7 protein-coding genes are annotated in these 14630 nt (G+C 63.1%); all 7 read left to right on the top strand.

The annotated features are described in order from the left end of the window. The first annotated feature begins 68 nt into the window (after window positions 1-68). Window positions 69-4538 carry a PD-(D/E)XK nuclease family protein gene (locus AC1AX7_RS07010; protein ID WP_476509372.1) on the top strand — a complete coding sequence of 1490 codons (4470 nt, stop codon included), beginning with the start codon at window positions 69-71 and terminating at the stop codon, window positions 4536-4538. Beyond that, window positions 4535-8545: an ATP-dependent DNA helicase gene (locus AC1AX7_RS07005; protein WP_476509371.1), complete on the top strand. Its 4011-nt coding sequence runs from the start codon at window positions 4535-4537 to the stop codon at window positions 8543-8545. The genes AC1AX7_RS07010 and AC1AX7_RS07005 overlap by 4 nt, the downstream gene beginning before the upstream one ends. A 162-nt stretch (window positions 8546-8707) precedes the next feature. After that, on the top strand, window positions 8708-9388 hold the full coding sequence (locus tag AC1AX7_RS07000; RefSeq protein ID WP_476509370.1) for a GNAT family N-acetyltransferase: 681 nt from the start codon (window positions 8708-8710) through the stop codon (window positions 9386-9388). After that, on the top strand, window positions 9385-10740 hold the full coding sequence (locus tag AC1AX7_RS06995) for an MFS transporter (RefSeq protein ID WP_476509369.1): 1356 nt from the start codon (window positions 9385-9387) through the stop codon (window positions 10738-10740). Before AC1AX7_RS07000 ends, AC1AX7_RS06995 begins: the two co-directional genes overlap by 4 nt. A 111-nt stretch (window positions 10741-10851) precedes the next feature. Further along, the gene (gene dapB, locus AC1AX7_RS06990) at window positions 10852-11604 is read left to right on the top strand and encodes a 4-hydroxy-tetrahydrodipicolinate reductase (protein ID WP_476509368.1); all 753 of its coding nucleotides are present in this window, start codon (window positions 10852-10854) and stop codon (window positions 11602-11604) included. A gap of 128 nt (window positions 11605-11732) precedes the next feature. Then, the gene (gene dapA, locus AC1AX7_RS06985; protein ID WP_476509367.1) at window positions 11733-12641 is read left to right on the top strand and encodes a 4-hydroxy-tetrahydrodipicolinate synthase; all 909 of its coding nucleotides are present in this window, start codon (window positions 11733-11735) and stop codon (window positions 12639-12641) included. Window positions 12642-12756: 115 nt separating this feature from the next. After that, entirely contained in the window at window positions 12757-14604 is a 1848-nt protein-coding gene (locus AC1AX7_RS06980; RefSeq protein WP_476509366.1) for a ribonuclease J, read from the top strand. Window positions 14605-14630 lie beyond the last annotated feature (26 nt).

Raw genomic sequence — 14630 nt, 5'->3', positions numbered from 1 at the left:
CGGGCCGTACCATATGCGGGCGCATGCACGGCCTCGTTCAGATGCAACGCATGCATTAAACTGAACATATGTTCGAAGATGATGTACAGGCGTTGATCGACGGGACCTTGCGCACCTCGACGGGCGACCCGACGCGGGTGCTGGCGGTCGCCGGCGCCCCGCGTGCCGGCAAAACCGAATTCGCATTGCAGTCGATGCTTCAGGGGATGCGCGAATTCGGCCAGAACTCCACTGTGATGACGGTGTCCAATCGCGTGATCGCCGACCGGCTGAATCGAAGGGTGGTCCGGGAGATGTCGGTGATGTCGCAGGCCCGTCCCGTCACCACATTAAGCGCCGTCGCGTTTCGCATCATCGCGGCCATCCGTGGGCATGAGGGGGCGCAACCGGCGAAACTGCTCAACGGCGCGGAGCAGGATGCGCTGCTGCGTGATGTGCTTTCCTCTCACGTCGAGCATGCCGTCGCCGGCGATCTATGCGATACGTGCCGTCTGCTGCAACGATATTTCATGCGTGAGCGTTTATGGGCGAATGTGCTCACGGGCATGAATGCCGTTGCCGAAGTCCCGTCCGGTGAGGGCGCTTCGGACAGTGCGACGACGTTCGCCAATCACATCAATGACGCATTCATCGCCCAGCTGCGTGACATGCTCTCGCGCATGAATGAACTGGGGCTGACCGACGCCGATGAGCCGCAGGTCATGGAATTGCTTGTGAAACAATCCGTGGAACAGGTTGTGCGGGAACGTCTGGAGGCGCAATGGCGGCTCGCCTTCGCGCTATGGCGCGAATATGCCGCGCGTATCGGCGAGGCATACCCGAATGAATACCGATTGGACAATGCGCGCCTGTTCGTGGAGGCCCGTGAGGCGCTATGCTCCGAAACCGGGCGGGCTCTGGCCGGCATGGTGCCGAGCATGCTGGTGATCGACGACTGGCAGGACACGACGTTGGCCGCCGTCGCGATGGTGCAGGAGCTGCATGATCGAGGATGCCGTCTGATATTGGTCGGCAACAACGATGAGGCCGTTCAGGTGTTCCGCGGTTCGTATCCCGAATTCCTGGACGTGCGCATATCCGCGTCCGCAGCATCGGATGCGGATACGGAACACGAGCCCGACACCCTGATTCCTGCGTCCTTGGGCCGTTTCCATGCGAAACGCCTGATGTTGCCGCCCGCCTTGCTGACCCCGCATGCGGGCGACACGGACGCTCCCGCCATGCTGGACACACTGGCCGCCCGCGTATCGCTGGGCATCCTCAGCAATCAGGACTCGATGGCCGCCGTTCCCGACCGTCCCGGCAAAATGCCGCAGTATCCCGGCGCGTTCCCCGTGCTTTCGCTGGATCGGGCGGATCCGCGATTGGCCGATTCGACGGTGCATGTACGCATCATGCAGTCGCCGGATGACGAAATCAACGATGTCGTATGGCAGATCAAAAAATCGCATCTGATCGACGAACGCGATTTCAACGACATGGCGGTCATCGCGCACGACAATGCGACGGTGCAGGCCGTCGGCCGCGCATTGCGCGACGCGGACGTTCCTGTGCGTTTCACATCGGTGAGCCGCCCGTTGAAGGACGAGCCGGCCGTACAGGGGCTGTTCGCATTGGCGCAGCTTGCCGACAGAAGGCATGACGTAGGAAGCGGCATCGGGATGCAGGATTTGCGGGCCATGGACGATCCGTTGCTTTGGGCCGCCTCCACGATGCGCAGACTGCTGGCGAGTCCGCTGATGGACGTGACCACGCGTTCCGGCGCCACTCGGCCGGTCCACACGCAGCGTCTCGACTCGATCGTCGATACGCTGACTTCGCTGACGGACCTGTATGCCATGACGCCGGCTGTGCAAACGGACACACAGTCGGATCCACAAACGGATCCACAAACGGATCCGCAGTCGGATTCCGCACCGGACACCGTTCCGCCGGACGGATTGCAGGCGATCGTCGACGCCTGGCATCGCCTGTCCGACACGCTGCGGTCCCGTGGCGGAGAGACGGCCGATGGCGCTTCCGGTGGCATCGTCGTCGACGATTCCCTCGTTACGGCGCCGCAACGCGACTGGTCGACGTTCGACGACCTGTCGGTGTGGGCGTTGCTGGCCTTCGCCGACGACGCCGATCAGCGGCTCGTGCTTGATGAGATGCGCGCCATCGCCGTCGGCAGTGGCACAAGCAACGATCTGGACGCTTTGGAGCGTTGCGTTCGCGTGATCGACGATACGGCCGCAGGCATCGGCCGTATGCAAGCCGCGTCGACATGGCAGGATGAACGCAACACGGCGCAATACGTGTTGTGGGAGGCCTGGCAGGCCTGCGGTCTGGAACATGACTGGCAGCAGGCGGCGCTGTCGGTCGGGCCGGATGGCGAGGCCGCCAATGACCGGCTTGATGCGTTGATGCGCCTGTTCCAGTTCGCGCAGACTTTTGCCGGAGGCATCGGTGCGCTGGTCGTTCAGGTGCAGGGCATGCAGGTCGAAGCGGATTCGTTGGCGCATGTCGGGCCGGTGGAGCATGCGGTGACGGTGGCCACGCCTGCCGGAGTGGCGGGGCAGACATGGCCTCTGGTGTGGCTGCCCTCATTGCAGGAGGGCGTGTGGCCGAATCTCAAGGAGCGCGACACGCTGTTCGGCGCCGAGGATCTGGCCGATCTGGCGATGTACGGCCGGATCGGCGGCGAGTCGGGCATGGACGCCGACGCCAGAATGAAGCGGACGCTGTATGCGGAGAAGAAAAGCTTCCTGGTGGCGTTGACGCGCGCCGGCGAGCAGGTGACGTTAAGCGCCGTGCACAACGACGACATGTCGCCGTCCGACCTGCTGTACGGTCTGATTCCGGAGATGGCGCCGCGTACGGAAGAGCTGACGGATGTGCGATACACGCCGGTCGGCGACGGCGAATACGACGGATTGAACGTTGGACGGCGCGGCCTGGTGTCGGTGGCCCGTTCCGTTTTGGCCTCGTCCTGTGCGACGTCAGATGATGACGCGCAGTCGCAAATGCAGTCCCAGGCGCAATCCCGAAATATCGAGGACGCGGTACGCGCGCTGCGCCTGTTGCGGCAGGATGGCTGTGAAGCCGCCGATCCGCGGAATTGGACGTTCTGCGGGCCGTCTTCTTCGCGGAATATTGCAGGTGACGCCGTCGGCATCGACAAGGTCGCCAACGATGTTGAAAGCAACGCCGCCGATGATGCCGAAAACGATGCCGAAAACGATACCGAGAATATCGCCGAAAACGATGCCTGCGACGACGCCGCGATCGATGTCGCGGATGATGGCGGGCAATCATTGACCGTCTTCCTTTCCCCCTCGCAGATCGACCGCATTTGGCAGTGCCCGTTGCGATGGACGTTGGAAAACCGGTACGGCGGACCGCAGAAGGGCTCCATACGCGCCTCTTTCGGTACGTGGGTCCATGCGATGGCCGAAGCGGCTTCTGTGGAAGGCTTGGACGATCCGGGCCATGACGAATACGGCGTCGGCGTATTCGCGGAAGACGCCGAAGGCCGTATGCAGAGGGTCGAATCGATAGCCGACCGCATGCTGGATCTGTATCAGAAGAAGGCGGGCGCCGAACATGAGCCTCGCGATGCCGATGCGGCCTACCTGCAACGGCAGGTTACGGCGCGCGTCACGACCGTCGCGCGACACATCGCCCAGTATTTCGTCGATTCGACGCTGCCCGGCTATGCGCAATCCAAATCGAAAGGGATCCCTGTCGGATCATGGGTCGACGCGCAGTGCGAAGTGGCGTTTTCCTCGCGTTTCACCTGCGATGACATTCGATATCTGTGGAACAACACCTTCCCCGACTGTGCGATGGACACGGATACGCTGTTCGGTCTGATGACGGCGTTGGTCGGCGGCATGCCGCAAGGGGCGGATCCGAAGATGACGATCGCGCTTTCCGGGCGCATCGACAGATTGGAGCATCGCCGTATGCAGGACGGCCGGATCATGACGCGCCTGCTGGATTACAAAACAGGCGGGAAAGCGCATTCAAGCAAAGGCATATTCAGCGACCTGCAGTTGGTGTGCTATCAGATCGCGCAGCAGTTCGGCGATAAGGCGCTGCATTCCGACGCGGAGCGCGACCGCGGATTCTCCTCGGCGCCGCAAGTCAGCCAGGCCGTGCTGTACGACGTATGCGCAAAAGCGTATCCGGCGGAATTCCACGGTGCCGAGGGCGCGTTCCAGCCCGCGCTGTTCGACGGCGGGAAGCTGAACAATGTGTATCTGTCGCGATCGCATGCCGACAAGATGAGCGTCCTATGCGATTTCCCGATTCTGCCGCAGGACGCGCCGGACGGCATCGAAGAGGATCTATGGGGGCGCATCCTGCATCTGCAGCATGAGCCCGCCATGTGGGCGCTGACCATGCTGGCGCGCGTGGTATTCGCCGCCGGCGCAAGACGGTCGATATCGCAGCGCGCCAAACGAGACGGCAACGCATGCGAATACTGCCAGTTCAAACGAATCTGCCCGGCATGGCCGGACAACAGCATTACCATCATGGAGGCGGCACGATGAGCGCAACAGCATCGCATTCCACGCAGCCACGCCCCACCGACACCGCCGAGCAGGCGGCCGTCATCAACGCCGGCGCCGACGACGACGTGCTTGTCGTGGCGGGCGCGGGATCGGGCAAAACCTATACGATGACCCGGCGCATCGTTGAACTGATCGAACACGGCGTGCCGGCGCAGCGGATCCTCGGCCTGACCTTCACCAAAAAAGCCGCCGCCCAGCTTGCGGCGAAAGTGACGGCCGCGGTTTCGTCGCATCGCATGGCGACGGATCCGGACGCGGCGTTCCTCAAGCCATCCGTATACACCTATGACGCCTTCTTCCAGTCGATCGTGCGCCAATACGGCCTGCTGGTCGGCATGGACCAGTCCACGCAGCCGTTGACGGATGCGGGCGCCCGCCAACTGGCCGCCGACACCATCGGCACCTGCATGAACGACATTGTTTCGCAACTGGGTACGGACGCCGAGTTCCCCACGCTGGTCAACGACACCCTGGCCCTCACCGACGCATGCAACGCCGCCATGATCAGCGGGCAATGCCCGGACTTCGCAACGGCCGCGGCGCGGGTGCGCGCATGGGACGACGCATTCATCGCCCACATCGACGCGCTGACCGACGGCATCACGTTGCCCGACAAGCTGCCGACCGACACCGCCTGTTCGATACCTCGGCGGTACAAAAAAGACACCGACGAAACTTACGGAAACAAGCTGGCCGAAATGAACCGCAACCGCGATATACGCCGCGTCGCCTACGCCCGCCATCTTCGCGACGTCGCATACCGGCGCAACGTGCTGCTGCAGGTCGCCCAGCGCTACCAGCAGGCGAAACGCGACGCCAACATGGCCGAATTCTCCGACTTCACCGTCGCGGCATTCCAACTGGTCACCCGGTTCCCCTCGATCGGCGCCCAATACCGACGCCGCTTCACCCACGTGTTCCTCGACGAATACCAGGACACCTCAACCACGCAGGCCTCGCTGATCGCAGCGCTGTTCCACCCCGACCAAGGCGCATCCTCGGCGGTGAACGCGGTGGGAGACCCCTTCCAATCCATCTACGCATGGCGCGGAGCCAGCCCCGGCGCATTCAAACAATTCCAAAACGCCTTCCATATCAGCGAGGATCCGCGCTCGCTGACGCAGACCAGACGCAATCCCTCCATCGTGCTGGAAGCGGCCAACGATCTGACGATTCCGCTGCGCACCCAGCCGAAGCGTCGCAGCAACGCTCTGCAGCGTGAGGTCGGCGTCAAACCGCTGCGCCCATTGGACACCGCCGACCGGGGCACGCTGATGCTGGCCGGATACCGTTGGGCCGAGCAGGAGGTCGACGGCGTCGTACGGTTCGTGCAGCAGGCGGTCAAACGGTACGGCGGGAAGGACGCGGACGGCGTCGACCGTACGGCGCCGCATGTGGCGGTGCTGTTCCGTTCCAAAACGAATATGGGCGCATACCGTGACGCCTGCGAAGAGGCGGGCCTGACCTGCCAGATCGTCGGATATTCGGCGTTGTTCGACCTGCCGGAAATCGTCGATCTGTTCGCGGTCATGCATGTGATCGCCGACCACACGGATTCCGCTTCGTTGATGCGCCTCCTGGCCTCTCCCCGCTATGCGGTGCAGCCGCATGACCTGCGCGTGCTGGCGCGGATGTCGGAACGCATGAACGAGGAACGGCAATACCATGCCCTTGTCCAGGCGGGTCTTGTCCAGGACGGGCTTTCCGGCGACGAATTGTCGAAAGCGGTGCGCGAGCATCGTGACCGGACCAATACCGGCGTGTTTCTGTTGGACCTGATGTTCGATGACGATATCGAGACGTTGCTGGAACGGGAAACGCGGTTCAGCGCGGATGGCCGGCGGGCCATCGCCTTGTGCGCGCGAATGCTGTCCCGTGTGCGGACGCATGCGAACGCGCCGGTGCGTGACGCGGTGCATGCCTGCATAGAAGCGCTGGATTTGGATATCGACATGGTCGTCGCGCATCATATCGCACAGGCCGCTGAGGGCACGTCGAACGGGACCGTGGGGTCCGTGCGCGCGGCATTGACGTCGATCGAAGAACTGTCCGATTCGTACACGTCGGAATTGCCTCCGGGACGAATCGGCACATTGCGCGGATTCATCGCCTGGATGGACGCTATGAAGCAGAGTCCCGCGGAGCCCGCCGCAGGCGCGCAGAACCATGCCGACGTCGTGCTGATGACCGTGCATCAGGCCAAAGGCCTGGAATGGGACGCCGTCGCCGTGGTCGGTATGAAGAAAGGCTCGTTCCCCAGCAATCAAGGCGATAACCTCACCGTGACGGCTCAGGGGAGCGGGGAGATGAGCGCCCCGATGCAGGACGCCCCGTATGGTGTGTGGACGCCGCCGGAATATGCGGAAAAAGCGCGCACCTGGCTGGAGGACGCCTGTGCGGTGCCGGTGCCGGTCCGCGCCGACGCCTCCATACTGCCGCGATTCCCGCATGACGCGTCCCTCGCGCAGGATCCGCTGCGCGCCTTCGACGGCATGGACTGCGCCATGCTGGAAGACGAATGCAACGGCGAGATCCGAGGCTTCGACGCCAAAGCCGGCATCGATCATGGAAACGCCGATTTCCTGACGCAGAAGGAGGAGTACGGCCGTCGCCTGCATGCCGACGAACGCCGTCTGGCCTACGTGGCGCTGACTCGTGCGAAGCATGATGCGCTGCTCACATTCGCGGCCTGCGGGCAGCGGAAGGACCAGCCGAAACCAAAGCCGATCGTCGACGAGGCATCCGTGTTCTTCACTGAAGTGTGGGATGTGTTCCGCAGACGTCCTGACGCCATCGTCGACGTGGAAGAGGATCCGTCGCAGACATTGGAGGATGCTCCCGACGAGGCCACGGCCAAAGCGCAGCCCATCGCATGTTTCATCGGCGACGCCGCGGGCGAATATCATGAGGCGGTCATCGACAACGCGCTTCAACCCGGCCCGTTGTACGGCGACGCCGCAAGGCAGGAGGCGAAAGACGGCGACAATCTGCTGTGGCCCCGCGCAATGAAGGCGAATATCCGGCGGGCGTTGGCCGGAAGCGTCGCCTTGATGGATGAGGCGCCCCTTGGCGCGGAGGATGACGGCGAATTCGCGCAGCGGCATCCGGAAGGCCTGACCGCGCATGCGATACGCGTGCTCAACGACAGGTCCGGACGCATGGGCGTAGGGGATCTGAACGAACATGCGGACATCGCATTGCTAAGAGACGTCGGCACGCGGATCGCAAGCGGTCGTGTGCAAAGCGTCACCGCATTGCAGGCCCGTGCCGGAAATCTTGATGAACGGCGGGAGCGCGAATACTGGCAGAGTCTGGTGCGTCCGGTGCCGCGTGTCTCCTCCGTGCAGGCCCAGGCCGGTACGCGATTGCACGCATGGGCGGCCCGCTTCATTATGGGCGGGCGGGCTTTGGACGGCGCACAGGACGCCGTCGGGTACGGCGAGAGCTTCGAATCCCGTGCCGATCTGCTGGCCGAACTGGACTCGTACGCCGATCCGGCCGGTTCGATCGAACGGCGGAATGACGGGGAGCCCGGCAAGGAGCTGCCGCAATCCGAGCGGGCCATCGTGCAATGGTGCCGTCGTTTGGCGGACTCCCCGTGGTCCCGTCGCGATCCGGCATGGGCGGAACGGCAGATCGTCGCCTACCTGCCGGGACTGCATGTGGTCACGGGCAAGCTGGATGCGGTGTTCCGGGGAGGGCTCGATCCCGCGGACGCCGCGAAGACATACACCGTCATCGACTGGAAAACGGGAAAACGCCCGCGCAAGGCCGACGACATCGCACACAAGCTGGTGCAGCTGGACATGTATCGGCTGTTATTGGCGAAGATGGAGGGTGTGCCGCTGGACAGCATCGATGCCGCGCTCTACTATCTGAGTGAAGACAATGAGGCTTTGCGTGAAGTGAAGGCCGAGAACAAAACAGAACAGGAGATCCTTGCCGAGTTGAGCTCCGGTATCCCGGAACAATCCGACAACGACTGACGATTCCGTACGGGCTGCGCGGAAAATGGCGCGGCCCATGCTCGTCCACCGTGGGAGGAACGCACCGCGGTCATCGTTGACGGAGGGAACCGCGACCCTTGGCGCATTGTGTGGGCGGGCGCACGTGCCGGATACACCAGAAACATCAAGGAGCTGATGTAGATGACCGAAACCGTGCATGCCCCTATGCATGCCTTGACGTATCGTCCCCTTCGCTGGGAGGACGTGGATGCAGTCACCGAGCTGTTCGACCGCACATGGCCGCAGGAGGGCGCGATCGCCGGCGGTCGTTATGCCGTATTGGTGTCACGGTATTTTGTGCTGCACTATCTGGAGAACACGACGTTCGCCAATGTCGCGATGACCGCGGACGACGTGCTGGCCGGCGTCACGTTCGCCAGAGTCGCCGGGCGTCCGGCGTGCCTGCCGCAGGCTTCGGAGGCGTTGCGGCGGACCGTGCAGGAGCTGGAAGGCGACGAAGCGGCGTCCCGCAGGCTGCATGCGGTCAACCGCGCGTTCGGCATCGAACTGGAACTGGAACGGGAGAGCGCGGCCAACGAAACCACGCAGGGCGAATTGGAATTGTTCGTGGTGAATCCCGACGTGCGCGGCCACGGCGTGGGACGTGGTCTGTGGAATCAACTGCACGGGTATTTCGCCTCCCAGGGGGTGGACCGCTTCTATCTGCACACCGATTCGGACTGCGATGTGAGCTTCTACGACCATCAGGGCATGGAACGCATCGCGCAGCGACTGCAGGTCGACGCCGATGATGTGCCTGCGGAGGACCGCGGGTTCGCCCTGCACATGTTCATCTACCGTGGGGAGGTCGTGCGCGCATGAGCGGGGCGAAGAAGACGACGACCTCGCATGAGGGTTCCCCATACGCACGCCTGTTCCGCATTCCCGGCGCGAAAGCCTTCAGCGTTTCGGGCGCGCTGGCGCGTCTGCCGATGTCGATGATGAGCCTGGGCATCGTGCTGGCGTTGAACCATATGTACGACAACTGGACGATCGCGGGTACGATGAGTGCCGCATACGTGCTGGCGACCGCGGCCGTCACACCGTTCTACGCGAAGCTGTTCGACCGGTTCGGCCAGCGTCGCGTAGGCAAACTGGTGCTCGCCGTGCAGGTGCTGGCGATGCTGGCATTCGCGTTCGCCGCATTGATGAAGGTACCGATTCCGCTGCTGTTCGTGCTGGCGATCGCGATGGGCCTGACGCAGTTCTCGTTCGGCGCGCTGGTCAGGACCAGATGGGCGTATGTATTGCAGGGGGAGTCGACGGCTTCCCTGCTGAACACGGCGTATGCGTTCGAATCGGCGATCGATGAGATCGTGTTCATCTTCGGCCCCATTCTCGCCGCGTTCCTGGCGACGTCGGTGCATCCGGTGTCTCAGCTGTTCGTACCGACGATGGCCTGCGCGATCGGCGGCACGGTGTTCTTCGCCCTGCGCGATACGCAGCCGCCTGCGATGCGTGCGATTGAAGTGCATGCCGCTTCGCCCGATGACGGCGACGTGCGTGCCGCGAACGCCGTTGCGGGCGCCGCTGCAAGCGCGGCGGCGGATAGGTTCAGCCTGAATCGTCTGCGGGGGCGCGATGGCCGGACGGGCGGCCGCGGCGTGCTGTCGTATGCCGGCATCCTGCCGCTGATGCTGGTGTTCATCGTGTTCAACATGAGCTTCACCGCGTTCGATGTGTCGATGACGGCGGTGATGAAAGGCCTGGGGATCGAACAGCTGCTGGGCGTGCAGTTGGCGATGATCGCGCTCGGCTCCTGCATCGGCGCGCTGATCTTCGGCTCGCATGAATTGCCAGGCTCCAGATGGCGTCATATGGTGACCTTCCTTGCCCTGATGACGTTGGGATTCTTCGTCGTCCACCTGTTGACAGGCAGTCTGATCGCGATGGGCATCGCTGAAATCTTCACCGGTCTGACGGTGTCCCCGGTATTCGCATCCGGCAATCTGATCGTGAAGGAAAGCGTGCCGAAGGAATCGTTGACGGAGGGCCTGTCATGGCTTTCGACGGCCGGCACGATGGGCGCTTCGTTCGGCTCGCTGACGACGGGCGTGGTATTGGATCATGCCTCTGCCCAAACCGGTCTGATGATGCCTTGGGTGTTCGTGGGATGTTCGCTGCCGATCGCATTGTTGGGATGGATGCTCTCCCATCGCGGCAATCGCGTGTAACGTGGGCCGGGACGAATAGTTATTGGATAGTTATCGGACGAGTGCACGGTTGATGGTGCGGTTGCTGCGCAATCGACGTTCAACCGGTGCGCGGTCGGCAAAGGAGTGACAATGATCAGGGTTTCCGTGGTCGGAGCCAAGGGCCGTATGGGCTCGCATGTAGTGGACGCCGTGAATGCGTCCGACGACGCCGAAATGGCGTTGTCGTTGGACGCCGGCGACGATCTGGACGGCATCACGCCGGATAATACTGATGTCGCGGTGGAGTTCACCGTTCCCTCCGTCGCTTTGGACAACGTGCTGGCGTTGGTCGCGCAGGGCGTTGACGTCGTCGTCGGCACGACCGGCTGGACCGACGAAAAACTCGACCGGGTGCGTGCCGCATTGGCGAAGGCCCCGCGTGAGAACCAGGCCGTGTTCATCGCGCCGAATTTCGCCATTTCCGCGGTGTTGGCCGATCATTTCGCAAAAGTCGCGGCTCCGTACTTCGAATCCGCCGAAGTCATCGAAATGCATCATCCGAACAAGGTGGACGCTCCTTCCGGCACCGCCATCCACACCGCGCAAGGCATCGCCCGGGCGCGCAAGGCCGCGGGCCTGGGCGTCATGCCGGACGCCACCGAAACCGATGGCGGATCCCGCGGGCAGAGCGTCGACGGCGTGCATGTGCATGCGGTGCGTCTGCGCGGCCTGAACGCCCATGAAGAGGTGCTGCTGGGCAACGACGGCGAACAGCTGGTGATCCGCGCGGACAGCTTCGACCGCATCTCCTTCATGCCAGGCGTGCTGCTGGCCGTACGCAAGGTCGCTTCCGGCGAATACGCCGGTCTGACGGTCGGATTGGACAAGTTCCTCGATCTGTGAGCGGCCGTTGGTCGAATATGATTCGACCAACGTGGTTTTCGGTGGACGGGCATGGCGGCATGCAGGTCCACCGAAACCATTTGCGGCGAATCGATGGGGAGTCCCGGCCGCGAAGTACCGTTGGCACTATGAGCGACGGTACAATGCATCTTCTTGACCCGGCTCCGTTCGGGCGTATTCTTCCTGCAATGGTGACCCCGATGAAGGCGGACGGGTCCATTGATTTTGATGCCGCCCAGAAGCTGGCCAGGCAGCTTGTGGCCGATGGCGCCGATGGTCTGGTGGTCAATGGCACCACAGGCGAATCGCCGACCACGCATATGGACGAAAAGGTGGATCTGGTCAGGGCCGTGCGCGAAGTCGTGGACGTCCCGGTCATCTCCGGTGCCGGCTCCAACGACACCGCCCATACGGTGCGCATGGTCGAACAGACCCAGGGGGCCGGCGCGGATGCGGTGCTGGTGGTCGCCCCGTATTATTCCCGCCCGTCCCAGGAAGGCGTTTTCCGTCATTACCGTGCGGTCAACGAATCGACGGACAAGCCGATCATCGTCTACGACGTTCCGGGACGAACCGGCGTTCACATTCAATTGGAGACCTATCGTCGTCTTGCCGAACTCAGCCACGTCAAGGCCGTCAAGGACGCCACCGGCGACATCGCGGGCGCGGTGCGCAAGCGTATGGAGACCGGACTGACCTGGTATTCCGGCGATGACGGCCTGTTCCTTCCGTTCCTCTCCGTCGGTGCCGTCGGCATCATCTCGGTGATCGCCCATGCCGCCGCAGGCCCGATGCGCGATCTGGCCGATGCGTTCGACCGTGGCGACATCCATGAGGCGCAGCGCTTTGCCGTACGGCTGGCCCCGCTGGTCGAAGCGTTGAACGGCAACGGCTTCCAGGCCGTCATGGCGAAGGCCTCGCTGAAGGTCCGTGGAGTTCTGACGGATACCACGATGCGTCTGCCGAACGTCGGCCCCGGTCCGGTGGAATTCGACCGTGCGGCCAAGGGCATGCGCGAATCCGGTCTGCTCGCCTGAAGAACGCAGTCGACTGATCGGCCGGTCTGATGCCGTTATCGGCCGGACCGGCTCTTTACATATACCTCGTCCGCGCAGAGGCGCGGATACCGATAACAAGAAATCCAACTAGGAAATGGCAACAGAACAAGAAACCAAGAAAACGAACACCCGCAAGCGCTCCGGCCAGAACGGCAAGCGCACCAATGCGACACGTTCCGCGACCCGTCGCAAAGCGACGCCGCGCAAGGCCGAACCCGTCCAGCAGGGCACGGACGGCCTGATCGCGCCGCCGAAGTACCGTAAGGGTTCGATGCGCATCGTGCCGCTGGGCGGCCTCGGTGAAATCGGCCGCAACATGAACGTGGTCGAATACAACGGCCATATTCTGCTCATCGACTGCGGCGTGCTGTTCCCCGAAGAGGAGCAGCCGGGCGTCGATCTGATCCTTCCCGACTTCCACTACATCAAGGATCGTCTTGACCAGGTCGAAGCCTTGGTGCTGACGCACGGTCACGAAGACCATATCGGCGGCGTGCCGTATCTGCTGAAGCTCCGTCCGGACATCCCGCTGATCGGTTCCAAGCTGACGCTGGCCTTCGCCGAAGCGAAGTGCAAGGAGCATCGCATCAATCCGACGCTTGTGGAAGTGCACGGCCGCGACAAGCTCAAGGTCGGCCCGTTCAATCTGGAATTCGTCAACGTCACCCATTCCATTCCGGACGCGATGGCGGTATTCGTCAAGACCCCGGCCGGCAGCCTGATCGACACCGGCGACATCAAGCTTGACCAGCTGCCGTTGGACCATCGCATCACCGATCTGGTCGAATTCGGCAAGCTCGGAGAGCAGGGCGTCGACCTGCTGATGGCCGATTCCACCAATGCCGAGGTCCCCGGCTTCGTCAAGCCGGAAACGACGATCGGCCCGGTGCTCGACCGTGTGTTCTCCGAAGCGACCCGCAAGATCATCGTCGCCAGCTTCTCCAGCCACGTCCACCGTGTGCAGCAGGTCGTCGACGCCGCCCACAAGTACGGCCGCAAGGTCGTGTTCGTCGGCCGTTCGATGGTGCGCAACATGTCCATCGCCGCCGACCTGGGCTTCCTGCATATTCCGGAAGGCACGGTCATCGACCTGAAGCAGGCCGCCGACGTGCAGGACGACAAGCTGGTCTACATGTGCACCGGCTCGCAGGGCGAGCCGATGGCCGCCCTCGGCCGCATCGCCGATGGCAATCATCGCGATATCACCATCAACGAATTCGATACCGTGATCCTGGCCAGCTCGCTGATCCCCGGCAACGAGCACGGCGTGTACAGGGTCATCAACAAGCTTGTGCAGATGGGCGCGCGCGTCATCAACAAGGAGAACGCCGCCGTCCACGTGTCCGGCCACTGCAACGAGGGCGAACTGCTGTATCTGTACAACATCGTCAAGCCGAAGTGCGCGATGCCGATCCACGGCGAAAACCGTCATCTGGTCGCCAACGGCCTGGTCGCGGTGAAGACCGGCGTCGATCCGCAGAACGTCGTGCTGGCCGAAGACGGCGACGTCATCGACCTGTATCACGGCCGTGCCGCCATCGTCGGCCAGGTGCAGTGCGGCTACGTCTATGTCGACGGCGATTCCGTCGGCGAACTGACCGAAGAGGAGCTGGAGAAGCGCCGTATTCTCGGCACTGAAGGCTTCGTATCCAGCTTCGTCGTGGTCGATACGCGAACCTCCAGCGTGGTGTCCGGCCCGAAGATCTTCCTCAACGCGGTCGCGGAGGACGAAAGCGAATTCGACAAGGTCCGCCATCAGATCGTCGAACAGCTGCAGGACGCGATGATGACCGGCACCCGCGACACGTATAAGCTGCAGCAGATCATGCGTCGCACGCTGGGCAGCTGGGTCGCCCGACAGCTGCATCGCAAGCCGATGATCGTGCCCGTCGTGGCCGACATCGCCCAGGATGTGGACGAATCGATGGGACTGGGTCGCTGAGGCCCTCCCGGCGATGACGGCGCGAC

The sequence above is a fragment of the Bifidobacterium sp. LH_449 genome (assembly GCF_056356755.1).
The sequence above is the reverse complement of the archived record's forward strand: the minus strand, read 5'-3'. Positions and strand labels throughout refer to the sequence as shown.

Bases quoted from the DNA above. Each gene is read 5' to 3' on its own strand.
- AC1AX7_RS06980 (WP_476509366.1), top strand. From the start codon at position 12,757: ATGGCAACAGAACAAGAAACCAAGAAAACGAACACCCGCAAGCGCTCC.
- dapB (WP_476509368.1), top strand. From the start codon at position 10,852: ATGATCAGGGTTTCCGTGGTCGGAGCCAAGGGCCGTATGGGCTCGCAT.
- AC1AX7_RS06995 (WP_476509369.1), top strand. From the start codon at position 9,385: ATGAGCGGGGCGAAGAAGACGACGACCTCGCATGAGGGTTCCCCATAC.
- dapA (WP_476509367.1), top strand. From the start codon at position 11,733: ATGAGCGACGGTACAATGCATCTTCTTGACCCGGCTCCGTTCGGGCGT.
- AC1AX7_RS07000 (WP_476509370.1), top strand. From the start codon at position 8,708: ATGACCGAAACCGTGCATGCCCCTATGCATGCCTTGACGTATCGTCCC.
- AC1AX7_RS07010 (WP_476509372.1), top strand. From the start codon at position 69: ATGTTCGAAGATGATGTACAGGCGTTGATCGACGGGACCTTGCGCACC.
- AC1AX7_RS07005 (WP_476509371.1), top strand. From the start codon at position 4,535: ATGAGCGCAACAGCATCGCATTCCACGCAGCCACGCCCCACCGACACC.